Source organism: Kineococcus rubinsiae (genome assembly GCF_011839805.1).
Classification (GTDB): Bacteria; Actinomycetota; Actinomycetes; order Actinomycetales; family Kineococcaceae; genus Kineococcus; species Kineococcus rubinsiae.
In genome coordinates this window covers 78,919-94,643 of record NZ_VWPY01000002.1, presented here as the reverse complement: position 1 = coordinate 94,643, position 15,725 = coordinate 78,919, and the positions used below count along the sequence as shown (strand labels likewise).

Annotated in this window: 16 protein-coding genes; all 16 read right to left on the bottom strand. The window is 72.6% G+C overall.

Translation table 11 applies throughout. The annotated features are described in order from the left end of the window. Positions 1 to 9 precede the first annotated feature (9 nt). A complete protein-coding gene (gene nusB / locus F1544_RS02350) occupies positions 10 to 420 on the bottom strand; it encodes a transcription antitermination factor NusB (protein ID WP_167581666.1) in 411 nt (136 codons plus the stop codon). Between the two features lies 1 nt (position 421). Then, positions 422 to 982 carry an elongation factor P gene (gene efp / locus F1544_RS02345; protein WP_167581663.1) on the bottom strand — a complete coding sequence of 187 codons (561 nt, stop codon included), beginning with the start codon at positions 980 to 982 and terminating at the stop codon, positions 422 to 424. A 109-nt stretch (positions 983 to 1,091) separates the two neighbouring features. Beyond that, complete coding sequence (aroB, locus tag F1544_RS02340; protein WP_167581660.1) at positions 1,092 to 2,177, bottom strand: 3-dehydroquinate synthase; 1,086 nt, start codon at positions 2,175 to 2,177, stop codon at positions 1,092 to 1,094. Next, the gene (locus F1544_RS02335; protein ID WP_208971146.1) at positions 2,174 to 2,677 is read right to left on the bottom strand and encodes a shikimate kinase; all 504 of its coding nucleotides are present in this window, start codon (positions 2,675 to 2,677) and stop codon (positions 2,174 to 2,176) included. Before F1544_RS02335 ends, aroB begins: the two co-directional genes overlap by 4 nt. 115 nt (positions 2,678 to 2,792) lie before the next feature. Continuing rightward, positions 2,793 to 4,184 carry a cell wall-binding repeat-containing protein gene (locus F1544_RS02330; protein WP_167581657.1) on the bottom strand — a complete coding sequence of 464 codons (1,392 nt, stop codon included), beginning with the start codon at positions 4,182 to 4,184 and terminating at the stop codon, positions 2,793 to 2,795. A gap of 67 nt (positions 4,185 to 4,251) precedes the next feature. Further along, positions 4,252 to 5,382 (bottom strand): hypothetical protein, encoded by a 1,131-nt coding sequence (locus tag F1544_RS02325; RefSeq protein ID WP_167581654.1) that lies wholly within the window; start codon positions 5,380 to 5,382, stop codon positions 4,252 to 4,254. 13 nt (positions 5,383 to 5,395) lie between these two features. Beyond that, on the bottom strand, positions 5,396 to 6,070 hold the full coding sequence (locus F1544_RS02320; RefSeq protein WP_167581651.1) for a type 4a pilus biogenesis protein PilO: 675 nt from the start codon (positions 6,068 to 6,070) through the stop codon (positions 5,396 to 5,398). Between the two features lie 25 nt (positions 6,071 to 6,095). After that, positions 6,096 to 6,758: a PilN family protein gene (locus F1544_RS02315; protein ID WP_167581648.1), complete on the bottom strand. Its 663-nt coding sequence runs from the start codon at positions 6,756 to 6,758 to the stop codon at positions 6,096 to 6,098. After that, entirely contained in the window at positions 6,755 to 7,801 is a 1,047-nt protein-coding gene (gene pilM / locus F1544_RS02310; RefSeq protein ID WP_167581645.1) for a type IV pilus assembly protein PilM, read from the bottom strand. The genes F1544_RS02315 and pilM overlap by 4 nt, the downstream gene beginning before the upstream one ends. A 151-nt stretch (positions 7,802 to 7,952) precedes the next feature. Further along, positions 7,953 to 8,741: a prepilin peptidase gene (locus F1544_RS02305; RefSeq protein WP_167581642.1), complete on the bottom strand. Its 789-nt coding sequence runs from the start codon at positions 8,739 to 8,741 to the stop codon at positions 7,953 to 7,955. After that, positions 8,741 to 10,438, bottom strand: a complete 1,698-nt coding sequence (locus F1544_RS02300) for a hypothetical protein (RefSeq protein WP_167581639.1) — start codon at positions 10,436 to 10,438, stop codon at positions 8,741 to 8,743. Before F1544_RS02300 ends, F1544_RS02305 begins: the two co-directional genes overlap by 1 nt. 10 nt (positions 10,439 to 10,448) lie before the next feature. Beyond that, positions 10,449 to 11,084 carry a PulJ/GspJ family protein gene (locus F1544_RS02295; protein WP_167581636.1) on the bottom strand — a complete coding sequence of 212 codons (636 nt, stop codon included), beginning with the start codon at positions 11,082 to 11,084 and terminating at the stop codon, positions 10,449 to 10,451. Then, positions 11,081 to 12,289, bottom strand: a complete 1,209-nt coding sequence (locus F1544_RS02290; RefSeq protein WP_167581633.1) for a prepilin-type N-terminal cleavage/methylation domain-containing protein — start codon at positions 12,287 to 12,289, stop codon at positions 11,081 to 11,083. Before F1544_RS02290 ends, F1544_RS02295 begins: the two co-directional genes overlap by 4 nt. A 167-nt stretch (positions 12,290 to 12,456) precedes the next feature. After that, complete coding sequence (locus F1544_RS25710; protein ID WP_167581630.1) at positions 12,457 to 12,909, bottom strand: type IV pilin protein; 453 nt, start codon at positions 12,907 to 12,909, stop codon at positions 12,457 to 12,459. 214 nt (positions 12,910 to 13,123) lie between these two features. After that, positions 13,124 to 14,392, bottom strand: coding sequence for a type II secretion system F family protein (locus F1544_RS02280; protein WP_167581627.1), 1,269 nt, complete (start codon positions 14,390 to 14,392; stop codon positions 13,124 to 13,126). A 16-nt stretch (positions 14,393 to 14,408) separates the two neighbouring features. Further along, a complete protein-coding gene (locus F1544_RS02275) occupies positions 14,409 to 15,656 on the bottom strand; it encodes a type IV pilus twitching motility protein PilT (RefSeq protein WP_244307720.1) in 1,248 nt (415 codons plus the stop codon). Positions 15,657 to 15,725: the final 69 nt, after the last annotated feature.

Below are 15,725 nucleotides of genomic sequence, written 5' to 3'. Positions count from 1 at the left end.
TGAGCGCCCTCAGGCGCGCAGGGTCTCCTTGAGCTCGGCGATGCGGGCCAGCAGCCCGTTCACGAACGTCGGGGACTCGTCCGTCGACAGCTCCTGGACGATCTCGACCGCCTCGCTGATCGCGACGTGGTCGGGGACGTCCTCGGCGTGCAGGATCTCCCACGTCGCGATCCGCAGCGCCGCCCGGTCCACCGCCGGCATCCGCTCGACGGTCCAGCCCATCGAGTAGGTGGACAGCACCTCGTCGATGCGGTCGGCGTTGGCGACCACGCCCTCCACGACGGTCACGGCGTACTCGCCCACGGGCGGGTTCGCGCGCTCCATCTTGGCCTTCAGGACGACGATCGGGTCCATCGCGCGCTGGTCGGCCTCGAAGAGGACGTCCAGGGCGCGCAGCCGGGCCTTGCGGCGGGCGGCCACGTCAGCTCACGCGACCGAGGTAGTCCCCGGTGCGGGTGTCGACCTTGACCTTGGTGCCCTGCTCGAGGAACAGCGGGACCTGGATCTCCGCGCCCGTCTCGACGGTCGCGGGCTTGGTGCCGCCCGTGGAGCGGTCACCCTGCAGACCCGGCTCGGTGTAGGTGATCTCCAGCACGACCGAGGCCGGCAGCTCCACGTACAGCGGGGTGCTCTCGTGCGTCGCGATCATCACGTCCTGGTTCTCCAGGAGGAAGTTCGCGGCGTCGCCCACGGTCGCGGGCGGGACCATCACCTGGTCGTAGGTGGAGGAGTCCATGAAGACGAAGTCCTCACCGTCGCGGTACAGGTACTGGAAGTCCCGCTTGTCCACGGTGGCCGTCTCGACCTTGCTGCCGGCGTTGAAGGTGCGGTCGACGACCTTGCCGGACAGGACGTTCTTCAGCTTCGTCCGGACGAAGGCACCGCCCTTGCCGGGCTTCACGTGCTGGAACTCGACCACCGACCAGAGGTTGCCGTCGAGGTTGAGCACGGTGCCGTTCTTGAGGTCGTTCGTCGAAGCCACGTCGTCTCTCAGTCCGTCTCGCTGGTCGCGCCGGCGGCAGCCGGGCCCGCCCATGCTACCGGCGGCAGCAGGCCGGGCCGTCGCCGTGCGCGGCCCCGGCTTGCGCGGCTCACTCCCGGCTGATCTCCGCGTAGGCGGCCTGCAGCATCGCCGGGTCCGGGCCCTCGAGCCGCGACGGGCGCGCGATGCCGTCGAGGACCACGAAGCGCAGCAGCGCGCCGCGGGCCTTCTTGTCGCGCTTCATGGCGTCCAGCAGCTGCGGCCAGCGGTCGCCGCGGTAGGTCACGGGCAGGCCGAGGGAGGTGAGGACCTCGCGGTGGCGGTCGGCGTCGGCGTCGGAGAGCCGGCCCGCCAGGCGCGCGAGCTCGGCCACGTAGACGAGGCCCACGCTGACGGCCGCGCCGTGGCGCCACTGGTAGCGCTCGACGAGCTCCACGGCGTGGGCGAACGTGTGCCCGTAGTTGAGGACCTCCCGCAGCCCCGACTCCTTGAGGTCCTGACCCACGACGTCGGCCTTCACGCGGATCGCGCGCACGACGAGCTCGGCGAACACGTCGGAGGTCGGGTCGGTGGCCGCGGCCACGTCGGCCTCGATGAGCTCGAGGATGCGCGGGTCGACGATGAACCCGGCCTTGACGACCTCCGCGAGCCCGGCGCGCACGTCGTGCGCCGGCAGCGTCGCGAGCGCGTCGAGGTCGCAGAGCACGCCCGCCGGCGGGTGGAAGGACCCGACGAGGTTCTTGCCCTCGGCGGTGTTGATGCCGGTCTTGCCGCCCACCGCCGCGTCGACCATGGCGAGCACGGTCGTCGGCAGGTGCACCACGCGGACCCCGCGCAGCCAGGTGGCCGCGACGAACCCGGCGAGGTCCGTGACCGCTCCCCCGCCGACGCTCACGACGGCGTCGGAGCGCGTGAAGTCGGACTGGCCGAGGACGGTCCAGCAGAACGCCGCGACCTCGGCCGCCTTGGCCTCCTCGCCGTCGGGGACCTCGGCGAGCACGGCCGCCAGCCCCTGCGCCGCGAGGTCCTCCCGCACCGCCTCACCGGTGCTGCGCAGTGCCCGCGGGTGGACGACGAGGACCTTCTCGACCGCGGGGCCCAGCAGGCCCCGCAGCTCGCCGAGCAGGCCTCGCCCGACAACCACCTCGTAGGGGGCGTCGCCCGCGACGGGGATCCGGGTGGTGGCGCTGGTCATCTGTCCTCCGGGAGGTGCGGGGTGGTCCGGTCGGCGATCTCCTGCGCCACGTCGGCGGCGCTGCGGTCGTCGGTGGTCACGGTGAGGGTGGCGACGTCGGTGTACACCGAGCGCCGGGCGGTGTGGAGCTCCGCGAGCCCGGGGCGCTGCAGCACGGGCCGGTCGGTGTCCGAGCGCGTGCGCCGGCGCACCTCCTCCAGCGTGACGTCGAGGTGCACGACGGTGTGACCGGCCAAGACCTCGCGGGTCGCGGCCCGGCCGCAGGCGCCCCCGCCGAGGGACACGACGGCCTCCTCCCCCTGCAGCGCCTGCGCGACGGCGGCCTGCTCGAGGTCGCGGAACGCCTCCTCGCCGTCGGTGGCGAAGACGTCGGCGATGCGCCGCCCCGCCTGCGCCTCGACGAGGTGGTCGGTGTCCACGAAGGGCCGCTGCAGGCGCTGCGCGAGCAGCCGGCCCACGGTCGTCTTGCCCGCGCCCATGAAGCCGACGAGGACGATCACGGTCGGGCTCCTCGGGTGCTCGGATGACGGCGGGTGCCCGGCGATCCTAGGCCGCGACGCACGAGGGCCCGCACCGTCACCGGTGCGGGCCCTCGCGTGCGGGTCGGTCAGCGCGTCAGCGCAGCCCGGCGTCGCCGAAGTGGACGGTGCCCGCGTCCAGGTCGCCCGACGCGGCCGTGACCGCCGAGGACGTGGTCACGAGCGTGAGGCGCTGGACACCGCGCACGTCGACGCGGATCGCGGCGGGCTTCCCGGCCGCGACGTCGTAGGACGCGAGGGGGCGCTCGTCACCGACGACCTCGACGTGGACCGCGAGACCCGAGGTCGTCCCGTCGGCGACGCCGGCCGTGGCCGTGAAGGTCCCGGCGGAACCGCCGAGGGTCCACGTGCGGTACTCGGAGTTCCGCGGGTCCGTCGCGAAACCCACCGACCGCGGGTAGAACACGCCGCCGATGACGGCGTGGGTGTCGCGCAGCGCGGCGTTCCCCGTGGGCGGGGGGAGCTCGTCGAGGTAGGTGCGGACGTCGCTGCCGCAGGAGGTCCGCTTGGCGGCGGCGACGGAGTAGACGGCGTCTCCGCCGATGGCCTGCAGCGAGTTCGGGGCGAGCCGCTCGACCTCGAGGTTCACCGCCTGCGGGACGCAGTCCTTCGGCGTGAGCAGCAGGGGCGAGCGCCGGCGCCCGGCGAACGCCCCCGCCGCCACGGCGTCGGGCCAGCTGGTCCCCGAGACGAACTGGGTGGTCGGCGCACCGGTCGGGAAGAACGCCGCGCTGACGGCGACGGCCGTGGCGTAGCGGTCGGTGCCGGCGACGCGGGTGACGGTTCCCGTGGTCGCGGAGCGCAGTTCGGCCAGCACGTCGTCGGGGACCGCACCGGTACCGCCGAGGACGGTGATCCTCCCGGGCCTCAGACGCGCGAGTTCCGCCCGGGTGCTCTGGGGGACGGAACCGCCGTCCACCAGCAGGAGCGGGGCACCCGCCTTCGCGGCCGCGGCGGAACCCGCCAGGGCGTCGGGGAACGTGCGACCCGTGGCGACCACGACGTCCGCGACGCCGGGCGCGAACTCCTGCGCCGAGAGCCGGGCGGCCGTGTCGTAGCGGTTCTCCCCGGCGACCCGCGTCAGCTCGGCACGGGTGTTGCGCTGCAACCAGGTCATGACGTCGGGGCCGACGGGGCTCTCCCCGCCGACGACGACGACCTTGCGGTAGTAGCCGAGGACGGCGCGCACCTCGGGCGTCAGCTGGTCGTGCGGGGTCAGGAACAGGTTGCGGCCCGGGGTCCCGGCGAGGGCCCCCGCGGTCAGCCCGTCGGGGAAGTCCCGCCCGGTCACGACGTAGGCCACGTCGCGGGAGGGGTCCTCCAGGAGCGAGGCCGTGATGTAGCGGTCGGCGCCGTAGCCGCGGTGGGCCACCAGCGGCGTCGGCGTCGCGGCGGCCGAGAGGGCCGGCAGCAGCGCGGCGCAGCCGAGGACGGCGCCGAGCAGGGCGCGGCGGCGCGTGCGGGTCACGGGGAACCTCCTGCGGCGGGGGACGGCGTCGGCGACCGGGCGCTGGGCCCGCCGTGGAGCTGCTGCGTCAGTAGGAGACACCGTCGGCCTCCCCTGCGCCGAAGCGGCCGAAGGAGATGACCGGGCCGTCGGAGAAGTAGACGTCGCCCCGGGCCAGCGACGGATCGCCCGCCTGGACGGCCCAGCGCGTGTGGACGTCGTTCGTCTCCCCCGTGAACGTGAGGGAGGTGCCCGGCACCGCGGTGCCCACGGCCTGCAGCACGTCGACGCGGCGGTCGACGCGCAGGAAGTACTGCTCGCGCAGCAGGCCGATGACGCGGGCCCGGCCCTGGGTGCGCCCGACGACCACGTCGGGCAGCGCGGTGCCGGGCGGGACGATCCACCCGGTGCTGCGGTCGCCGGCGGTGAGCAGGACGCCCAGCAGCTTCGGGGGCTCGGTCGTCGCGGACGTGGAGCTCGAGGGCGTCGGGCTGCTGGACGGGTCGTCCAGCACGACGCCGGCGTAGACGACGCCGAGCGGGTAGACCGCCTGCCCCGTCGTGAACGTGCGCGTCTCGCCGTCGATGTCGAAGGTCCCCGAACCCGCCGAGCCGCCGACGAAGCGGACGACCGGCGTCACCCAGCCGGGAGCCGAGGAGACGGGGGCCGTGACGGCGGGAGGCGGCACGACCGACGGCGCACCGGACGTCGACGGGCGGGGAGCGGGCGCGGTGGTCCGCGTCGGCACGACCGGGCCCGCGGGTCGCACCGACGACGGGGCGGTGGTCGGCGACGTCACGGGCCGACCGCCACCGCTCGCGGGGCCGAAGTCCGTACCGGTGCCCGTGCCGGTGCCGGTGCCGGTGCCGGTGGCCACGTCGTCCGATCCGGTTCCGGTGCCTCCCGAGGTCGCGAACACCTCGCGCTGACCGAAGGCGATGCCGGTGGCGCGCACGGGGCCCGCGACCGACGGTGTGCTGCGGGCGCCGCCGAGGGCGGCGTCGGCCACGTCACCGGAGGGCGTGCTGCTGATCCAGAGGAAGCCGGCCGTCCCCGCGCCGAGGACGGCCACGACGGCCGCGCCGGCGAGCAGGGACCTCAGGACCCGGGGGTCGACGGGCGTCCGCTCCCGGACGGGGGCGGACGTCTCGACGACCTCCGTCGCGGCGTCGTCCGCGGGGAACAGCTCGGCGCCGAACGGCGAGGGGTTCGTGCTCATGGCGTTCCTCCGCTCAGGACAGGGTGGTCGGGCCGGTGCCGGCGGTGGTGCCGCCCGGGACCGCCGTGGTGGGGGCGGGAGCCGTGGTGCCCGCGATGGCCGGCGTCGCCGCGCTCGCCGACGCGGAGAGGACGAACACCTTCCCGGTGATGACCGTCGAGATCCCCGAGGAGGTGCCGCTGACGCCGCCCGTCCCGGCGGAGAGCGCCACGGACTCGATGAGGAAGTAGCGCGTGGAGTCGGCCTGCAGCTGCTTGAGGTAGAGCTCGACCTCGGCGAGGGTGCCGTCCACGGACACGACGACCGGGACGCTCACCACGCCCGGGGCGCCGGTCGCGTCGTAGGCGGCGGCGGTCCCCGGAGCCACGGACGTCAGCCTGACCCCGGTGTTCTCGGCGGAGGACTCCAGCTGGCGCAGCAGCTGCGGGAGCCGGCTGTCGTCCGGCAGGCTCGCGAGGATCGCGGCGAGCTGCGCCTTCTGGGCCGGGAGCTCCTCGAGCTGCGCCTGCAGCTGCGCCTGGTTCAGCGCCAGCCGCTCGTTCTGCTCGGCGACGAAGTTGCGCTGGGTGGCGAGGTCCGCCGCCTCGGCGCGCTGCGGCCCCAGCACCAGGAGCCAGCCGCCCGCGAGGACGAGCAGGGCGATCAGCGCGGTCGCGAGGGTCCACAGGGTGGACTTGCGCATCGTCATGGTCGGCTCTCCGTCTCGGGCCGCGTCACTGCTGGTTCAGCAGGGCGCTGGGCGTGATGGTCGTCGTCGTCGTGTAGGTGACCGAGTCGTCCTCGGTCGCCGCCGCGGACGAGACCAGCGGGTGGGCGAGCCCGGGGACCTGCGCGAGGCCTTCGAGCAGGGAGGCGACGGCGTCCTGGGACGGGGCGGTGCCGACCATGCTCACGCTGCCCACGCCGGGGACGCCGAGGGGATCGGTTGGGGCGGTGACACCGCTGCCGCCCGGGGCCGTGGCCGTCGGGTCGAGGGCCAGCGTCATGGTCGACACCGTCGTCTCGGCGGGCGTCCGGCCGGCGACGGCGTCGAGCATCCCGAACCAGCTGACGTCGAAGGCCGACACGGCGCGCTGCGCGGCGCGGGCCGCGTCGAGCTGCTGGGAGACGACGGGGACCTCGGCGTACCGGCTCTGCTGACGCTGCAGCTGCACGGTGCGCTGCTGCTCGCCGTCGAGGGCGTCCTGGGCGGTCTGCACGTGACTGGCCCCGATGAGGGAGGCGAGTCCGACGAGACCGACGACGGCGACGAGCGAGGCACCGAGACCCGCCTGCACGAGCCGGAACCTCCGGGCGTCGTCGATCCCCTCGGGCAGCAGGTCGACCCGGGCGACGACGGACTGCGTCGCCACGGCTTCGAGGGTGGCGAGGCTCACGATGCGACTCCGAGGGCGAGGCCGACGGGGACGGCGGCGAGGGGCTGCAGGAGGGACAACTGGTCGTCGTCGAGGCCGGTCTGGCCCAGGTGCAGCGTGGACAGGGGGTCACCCGACCGGGTGGGGATGCGGGTGGCCGCCTCCAACCGGGCGGCGATGCCCGGCAGCAGGGAACCCCCACCCGTGAGCACGAGGCGCTCGGGGCGGTGCTGGGGGTTCGAGGCCGAGAAGTAGTCGATGGAGGAGCGGATCTCGTCGACGAAGGCCTCGAGCATGAGGTCCACGGCGCTGCCGGTCAGCTCCAGGTCCTGCTCGGTGGCGTCCTCCATCCCGAAGCGCTTGATGGCCTCGGCGAGGTCCAGCGGAACCCCGAGCCGCTCGGCGATGGCGTCGGTGACGTCTTGACCGCCCATGAGCAGGACGCGGACGAAGCGGGGAACCCCGCCGGAGTGCACGACGAGGTTGGAGACGCGGGACCCCACGTCGATGAGCGCCTCGGTCGCCACCTCGCTGTGCGGGCGACCGACGGAGCGCAGCACCGCGAAGGAGCTGAGGTCCACCGACACCGGCCGGAGCCCCGCGGCCTGCACCGCGCGCACGTTCGACATGACCATGTCCCGGGCGGCCGCGACGAGCAGACCGCGCAGCACGCGCCCGCCGCCCGAGGTGATCTCCTCGGTGACGTGGAAGTCGATGACGCTGTCCGCCACGGGCATCGGGAGGTAGTCCTGCACCTGCAGCGGCAGGGACTTCCGCAGCTCGGCGGCCGGGACCCAGGGCAGGTCCACCTGGCGGACGACGACGCGCTGGTTGGCGACCCCGAGGGCGACCTTGCGGCTGCTGAAGCGGCCGCTCTTCCACAGCGTCTTGAGGGCGTCGACGACCACCGCGTGCTCGACGACCTCCCCGTCGCGCACCGCACCGGGGGGAACCGCCACCTGGCCGAACTTCTCCAGGGTGCTCCCGCCGCTGCCGAAGGACAGCTCCGCCGCGCGAACTCCCGACGTGCCGATGTCGAGGCCGATCGCCGTTCGTCGCGGCACGTCGTCTCCTTCTGCTCCGGCTCGCGCACCGCGGGCCCGTGGGGGTTCTTCTCCCTAGAGCTTCGGCCGCGGGCGGCACCCCCTTGAGCCGCCCACGACCCGCGGTCACGAGCGCGACCGCCGTGCGGCCGGCCGGGTGCCGCCGGACGGGTCAGGCGGTGGCGCTGAGGCCGACGAGCGACAGGTACCAGCTCGACAGGGGCGCGGCGACGACCAGGGCCGCGAGGGCCGCGACCAGCATCGAGGGGCCGAAGGGGATGGCGGTGCGGCGTCCCGCGCGGCCGCTGAGCAGCAGCGGCAGGCTCACGAGCCCACCGACCACGAACGCGAGGAAACCGCCGACGGCGAGGGCGTCCCACCCCCACCACCCGAGGTACAGCCCGAGGACGCCGGCGAGCTTGACGTCGCCCAGGCCCATGCCGCCGGGGCGCACGAACCACAGGACGAAGTAGAGGGCGAAGAGCGCGGCCGCACCGACGAGGGCGCGCACGAACGCACTCCCGTCGCCGCCGAGCGCGCTCGCCGCGCCCAGCAGCACGAGGGCCACGGGGTAGGACGGGAGCACGATGGCGTCCGGGAGGCGGTGGACCTCGAGGTCGATGAGGGCCAGCGCCACGGCGATCGCGGCGAGGTACAGGTACGCCGGCAGGGCCCAGGAGACACCGACCACGAGGAGGACGGCGACGAACAGCAGCCCCGTGCCCGCCTCGACCAGCGGGTAGCGTCCGCTGATCCGTGCCCCGCAGTCGCGACAGCGCCCGCGCAGGAGGATCCAGGACAGCACGGGGACGTTGTCGCGCGGACGGATCGCGTGCCCGCACCCCGGGCAGGCGCTGGGCGGCGCGACGATCGACTCCCCCCGGGGGACCCGGTGGACGACGACGTTGAGGAACGACCCGACCGCGACGCCGACGACCGCGACGAGGAGGACGAGCAGCATCAGCCGCTCACCCGGTACCGGGGCTCCAGCTCGGCGCTCAGGGTCGGCGCGAACCTGCTCGTCGTCGGGTTGAGGAAGTGCGGCGGCGAGTCGTAGCGCAGGCGCTGGTCGTAGACGTAGTTCTTGTCGTACCCGGCGGACCCCTGCTTCACGACACCGCGGTAGAACTGCGTGATGCTGCCGTTGATGGTCAGCGTCCCCAGCGACGCCCCCTGGTCGTAGTGCATGGTCCCGATGGAGTGCTGCAGGGAGACCATGGCCGCCGAGACCGTCGGGTTCACCAGCGGCTGGGACTTGGCCGCCTGCGCGGGGTACTGCTTCGCCGGCAGGTTGATGTTCTTGCCGGTGCGGTCGGTGGGGTGCCAGTACCAGACGCTCTGGTTGGCGATGAGGCCGAGGATGCCGCTGGTGGGGCCGTAGTGCAGGTTGTCGGTGACGTAGATGTTGCCGGCCGTCGCGACGGTCAGGCGACCGGTCAGCCCGTTGGCCGCGGCGCCGTCGAGCTCCTGGACGAAGGCGTCGCCCGCGGTGCAGCCGTAGGCCCAGCCGGACTCCGTCGGCAGGGGGTAGCCGACCGGGTTCCCGCTGGTGATGCCGTCGCCGACCTGCTGGTCGCAGAGCGCCTGGACGGCGGCCGCGTCGGCGGTGCTCCAGCTGTTGACGTCGGTGGAGTCGTTGGCGGGGCGGTCGTCGACGTAGACCGTGCCGTTGGACGGGATGGTGATCCACTGGTCCAGGGCGCACCGCGGCGAGGTCCGGGTCCACGGGCTGTGGACGAACATCTGGTTCTTGTTCAGGGTGATGGTGGTCGGCCCCACGAACAGGCACCCCTGGGTCGCCGCGGAGCCCACGGTCTGCTGCTTCACCGTCTGGTTCGTGCTCGGCACGGGGATGACCGGGACCTGGGTGGGCACGCCGGCCTGGAACACCGGCGCCGGGTTGGTGCTCCCGCAGGGGGTGGTCCGGTAGAACTTGCCGCTCCCCTGGTCCGGCGTGGCCGAGGTGACCTTGTCGGTGAAGACGACGTTCTGGCAGATGAGCATCGTGTCGTTGCTGTGCACCGGCCCGCTGAGGCGGTCGTTGCCGAACTGGATGTCGCGGCAGTTCGACGGCCGCCCGTCGTAGTAGTGCTTCAGGGCGCAGGTGGTGGGGTTCTTGCCCTGCGCGGGGTCCTGCGTCTCGTACTCCGTGAAGTACAGGTTGTCGAGGAAGCCGCTGCGCCGCAGCTGGGTCTGCAGCGTCCTGGTCCGCGTCCCGACCTTGCCGGTCGAGGTGACGGTGATGACGCCGGTCTGGGGGACGCCGGCGCCCGTGTAGGCGGCGGTGTCGGCGGTGTAGTGGAACGACGCCCGGCTGCTGCCGCCGTCCGACTGGAGCACCGGCGCCCAAGTGAGGGGGCTGCCCGGGGCGGACATGGCGGGGTTCGCGGGGTCCACGCTGGCCGTGCCGTCGTACTGGTAGTACCCGCCGTCGGTGTTGTTGAGCCGCTGCAGGTAGTCGTCGATGCCGGCCTGCGCCGCCGCCAGCGCCGCGTTCCAGTCCTGCTGCTTGCGCTGGAAGCGCGAACCGGACACCACGAGGCTCACCACCACGGAGCACACGAGGAGGAGCACGAGCATGAGCATGAGGACGCCCATCAGCGCGAAGCCCTCGTCGGGCGACGCGGAGCGCCGGCGAGGCGTCAACGAGCGGATCATGTCGTGCTCCTCACAGGTTCAGGCAGGCGACGGTGTTCGTCAGCGTCGTCCCCGGCAGCCGACCGCCGCCGTCGGAGTCCACGGTCAGGTCGACCTTGACGGACTGGACGAGGGACAGGTCGGCCGCGCCGGTGATCGTGGCCAGGAAGACGGTGCGGTCGCTCGACTTGGCGTAGGCGAACAGGCCGGTGGACGTGATGTTGCGGGCCAGCGTCGTCGTGGTGACCGGCGGCGTCGCGGTGAAGGTCGACCGCGCGCCGGTGCCGGCCGTGTCGGGCTGCTGGACCGAGCGGGTCAGCGACCCCCCGGTGAGGGCGTAGGTGACCTTGACGGGGTCGGCCGCCACCCAGGTGACCACCGTGAGGCTGGTCGGTGTGGCGACGCTGAACGCCGGGAGCGTCGTGGCCCCGACCTGGGGCGCGATCGCCTGCCGGAGGTCCTTGGACAGGACGTCCATGGCCAGGGCGACGGACGTGGAGTCCCGCTCCCGCAGCGTCGTCTCGCGCTGGATGCGGAACGCCTGGATGGTGGTCGTCGCCACCAGGACGGCGATGACGCCCGAGATGACCATCGCGATGCACAGCTCGACGAGGGTGACACCGTCGTCGTCCCCGCCCCGCGGACGGAACCTCGCGCCGCCGCTCACGAGACCGTCACCGTGCCCGTGGGCGCGCCGTCGGTCAGGCTGACCGCCGCGGGGGAAACGACGGCACCACCCGGCGAGGTCACGGCCCACTGGCCGAAGGGCACCGTCACGCGGTAGGTCGCGCCGGGTGGCAGCGTCCCGGTGTAGCTCGTCGCGCAGGAGGAGTCGGTGTGCTGCAGGAGGATGCTGACGCTCGCCGCGCCAGTGTTCCTCAGCGTGAGTCCGCCGGCCGGCACGGTGACCTGCGGCGAGGCCCCGGGCAGCGTCGTGAAGCTCACCCGCGAGGTCGGCGCCTCGCTGACGCACCCGCCGAGCCAAGTCTCGTAGCCGCTGGCGGCCGGGTACAGGACGGGGGTGACGACCCCCGTGGACGTCGTGCCCGGGAAGCTCGACGTGCCGCTGTTCAACGTGAAGCCGGGGGTGCCGTAGAACACGTACGCCGGGTCGAGCGTTCCGTTCGGGCCCGCCGTCCCGAAGGTGATCCGGGGAGTCGCCGCCTTGGCGTAGGTGAGGTTGACGACCGTCGCACTGGCCGCGACGACGCCCGCCGTCTGCGTCGCGGACTGGCCGCCGCTGGGGTTGACGTACCCCGGCGCGGTCGCGGTCGCGGTGTAGTTGCCGGCCGGGAGGCCGCTGAAGTAGGCGCACCCGCTGTCGTCGGTGACCTGCGTCGCACCGGAGCTCAGGGTCACGGGCACGCGCGGCTGCGGCTGTGCGGCGGGGCCCGCGACGACGACGCCCACCGCGCCCTTGGTGAGGTCGGCGGCCACGCCCGGGTTCTGCACGATCGTGTCGCTCCGCACCGGCTGGACCGAGCCGGAGGCCGGCCAGGTGACCGTGACCCCGACCTTCTTGAAGATCTCGTCCGAGAGCCCACCCGCAGCACACGGGCTGCCGGCGTTGGCCTTCCGGACCGCCGTGACGCTGGCGAAGACGGAGTAGGTGCGCCCCTGCACCACGACGTCACCCAGCTGACGGGTCGCCAGGCCGGTGTACCCCTGGCCCGTCGCGCCGCTCTGCCGCAGCGTGTCCATGGTCTGGGCGGCGATGTTGGCGGCCGCGGCCCGCGCCCGGTTGTCGCTGGAGCCGGCGACCCCGCGGACGAGGACCGCCGCCGTGGCGGAGGCCACGATGCCGAAGAGGACCAGGGCGATGACGACCTCGAGCAGGGTGAAACCTTCGTCATCACCTGCGCGTTCGCGCACGTCGTCCTCCGGGTGTGTGGTGGGCGCCCGACCCGACGACCTTCGTCCGTCGGTCATCTGATCAGCGTTGACACGATCTCGTGACGAGGGACGCACCCTCGCTCCTCCGCCGACATGTCAGTGGCTGGACCGGGACGTGTTCCCGGCCCAGCCACCTGAAGCAGGGGTCAGCAGGCGGCGTTCTGCGACAGCCCGTCCTGGTTGAAACGCCACGGCTTGTCGGTCGAGGTGCCAGTACCAGTGGCGGAGAACCCGCTCTGCACGATGACGCAGTAGCTGGCGCCGCTCGCGATCGTAGCCACGGTGATCTTGTTGCCGTTGCTCAGCTTGCCGGTGGAGACGTCAGTGGTGACCGGGTTCGTCGCGAGGGTCCAACCCGTCGTCGAGTTGCCGCTGGCGGTGAGCGCCGCGGTGCCGTCGACGTAGTAGGCAGCGACCTCCTTGCCGATGACCGAGACGTCAGCCTTGGCGGACGTCTCGCGCGCCTTCGTGCGCTGCGACAGGAAGACCGGGATGGCGATCGCGGACAGGATTCCGATGATGATCATGACGACGAGGAGCTCGATCAGGGTGAAGCCCTGGTCCTTCTCGTCCATGGACTTGCGGATGCGAGCGAGCATCAGGCGCTCCCCTTCGGTGAGATGACTGAGCCGCTCGCACCTCGCGTCCCGGGTGTCCGGGATCGCGGCTCGTTGACACCGTGGTCATCGGCCGGGTGCGCCCGTGACTTGAGCACGATGTTCGTGGCGTCACCCGGAGGGACCCGTCACGGTTGCCGCAACGCACCACGGCCCGTGAGCAGCGAGCTGCTCACGGGCCGTGGTCGGGCGCAGGTCACTGAATGAGCTCGAACACCCCGAAGATCGGCATGTACATGGCGACGATCATCGCGCCGATGATCCCGCCCAGGAAGGCGATCATCAGCGGCTCGATGAGGCTCGTGAGGGCCTCCGTCGTCGCGTCGACCTCCTGGTCGTAGAAGTCGGAGATCTTGTGCAGCATCTGGTCCAGGGCGCCGGTGTCCTCACCCACGGACATCATCTGCACGACCATGGGGGGGAACACCTTGTGCTCCGTGAGGGGGCCGGCCAGCGACCGGCCCTGGCGGACGCTCTCCATGACGTCGTTCGCGGCGCGCTCCAGCACGACGTTGCCGCTGGCGCCACCGACGATCTCGAGGCTCTGCAGGATCGGGACGCCCGAGCGCAGCATCGTCCCGAGGTTGCGGCTGAACCGGCTGAGGGCGATCTTCTGCACCAGCAGGCCGAAGACGGGCAGCCTCAGCAGCGCCGGGTCGACGACGTTCCGCACCGCCGGCCGGTTCTTGATGCGGCGCCACACGACGGGCAGGACGACGGCGAGCACCACCAGCGCGGGGGCCGTGACGCGCAGCCCCGACGACAGCGAGACGAGGATCTGGGTGGGCAGCGGGAGGGTCCCGCCCATGTCCGAGAACATCTTCGCGAAGATCGGGACGATGAACAGCAGCATGCCGACGACCGCCACGATGGCGATGACGAACACCACGACGGGGTAGGTCATGGCCGACTTGATCTTCGCCTTGAGCTTGACCTCGGCCTCGAAGTTCTCGGCGAGCTGCACGAGGACCTGGTCGAGGAACCCGCCCACCTCACCGGCGCGCACCATGTTGATCATGAGGGGCGGGAAGGTGTTGGGGTGCTTCGCCAGAGCGGTCGACAGGGCGGTGCCGGTCTCGACCTCGCCGCGGACGACCTGCAGCGTCTCCGCCAGCTTCTTGCTCTCGGTCTGCTCCGAGAGGATGGTCAGCGCCTTCAGCAGCGACAGCCCCGAGGACACCATGGTCGCGAACTGCCGCGACATGAGCGCCAGGTCCTTGAGCGTGACGCGCCCGGCGCCGGGCAGGGTGATCTCGATCTGCAGGCCCTTGCCGGCCTTGGACTCCTCGACGGAGACGGGCGCCATGCCCTGGCTCTTCAGCCGGGTCACGACCGCCGTGGCGTCGTTGGCCTCCAGGGTGCCCTTGACGAGCTTGCCCGTGCGGTCGCGCACGGCGTAGTCGAACGTCTTCAGCTTGCTGTTCTTCTGGGGCGTCCGGGTGGGCGTCCTGGTGGCGGTGGCCATGGCTGCTCGGTTCCTCTCAGCGGCCGGTGAGGCGGCGGAACTCGTCGGCGGCGTGGCACTTCTCCAGGCCGTGCTCGAACGTGATCTGGCGGGTGCGGACCAGTTCCGCGAGGTGCTGGTCGAGGGTGTGCATGCCGAACTGGCCGCCGGCCTGCATGGCGGAGCCGATCTGGTGGGTCTTGCCCTCGCGGATGAGGTTGCGGATCGCAGGGGTCGCCACGAGCACCTCGGTGGCCACGACGCGGCCGCGGCCGTCGGCGCGCTTGCACAGCGTCTGGCACACGACGCCCTGCAGCGCACCGGCGAGCTGCGCCCGGATCTGCTGCTGCTGGTGCGGGGGGAACACGTCGATGACGCGGTCGATGGTCTGGGCGGCGTCCTGCGTGTGCAGGGTGCCGAACACCAGGTGGCCGGTCTCGGCCGCGGTGAGGGCGACGGAGATGGTCTCCAGGTCGCGCATCTCGCCGACCATGATGATGTCGGGGTCCTGGCGCAGCACGTGCTTGAGGGCGGACGTGAACGACTTGGTGTCCTCCCCCACCTCGCGCTGGTTGACGAGGCAGGACTTGTGGCGGTGCAGGAACTCGATGGGGTCCTCGACCGTCATGATGTGGTCCTTGCGGGTGCGGTTGGCCAGGTCGACGATCGACGCGAGCGTCGTCGACTTCCCGGAACCCGTCGGACCCGTGACGAGGACGAACCCGCGCTGCAACCCCGCGAAGCTGCCGACGACGGGCGGGACACCGAGGTCCTCCAGCGGCTTGATCTCGTAGGGGATGCGCCGGAACGCCGCACCCACGGACTCGCGCTGGCGGTAGACGTTCACGCGGAAGCGCGAGTGCCCGGGCACCTGGTAGGCGAAGTCGAGCTCGAGGTTCGCCTCGAACGTCTCCCGCTGCTTCTGGGTCAGGATCGCGTAGACCATGCGCTGCAGGTCCGCCGCGGCGAGCTTGCCGAAGCCCTCCATCGGCTCCAGCTCGCCCGACAGCCGCACGGTCGGCAGGGCGCCCGTCGTGATGTGCACGTCGGAGGCCCCGAGCTTCAGGGCCGCGATGAGGACGTCGTTGACCTTCAGCGGCGGGGCGCTGTCCAGAGGCGCCGCCGCGGGCGCGCCGGGTGCGGCGGCGCGGCGGTGCTCCAGCGGGTCGGGGGCGAGCAGGGACGCCACGTCGCGGCGCACCGGCCGCGCGGGCACGCCCGGCTCGGCGGCGCGCGCCGTCGGGGGTGCTGCCAGCGGGCTGCCGCCCGGACCCGCGTCGACCATGTCGCTCCCCTCCACGGCGCCGCAGGACGGCGCACGGCGCCGCTCGTCGCGGGCGCTCTGAGGTGGTGC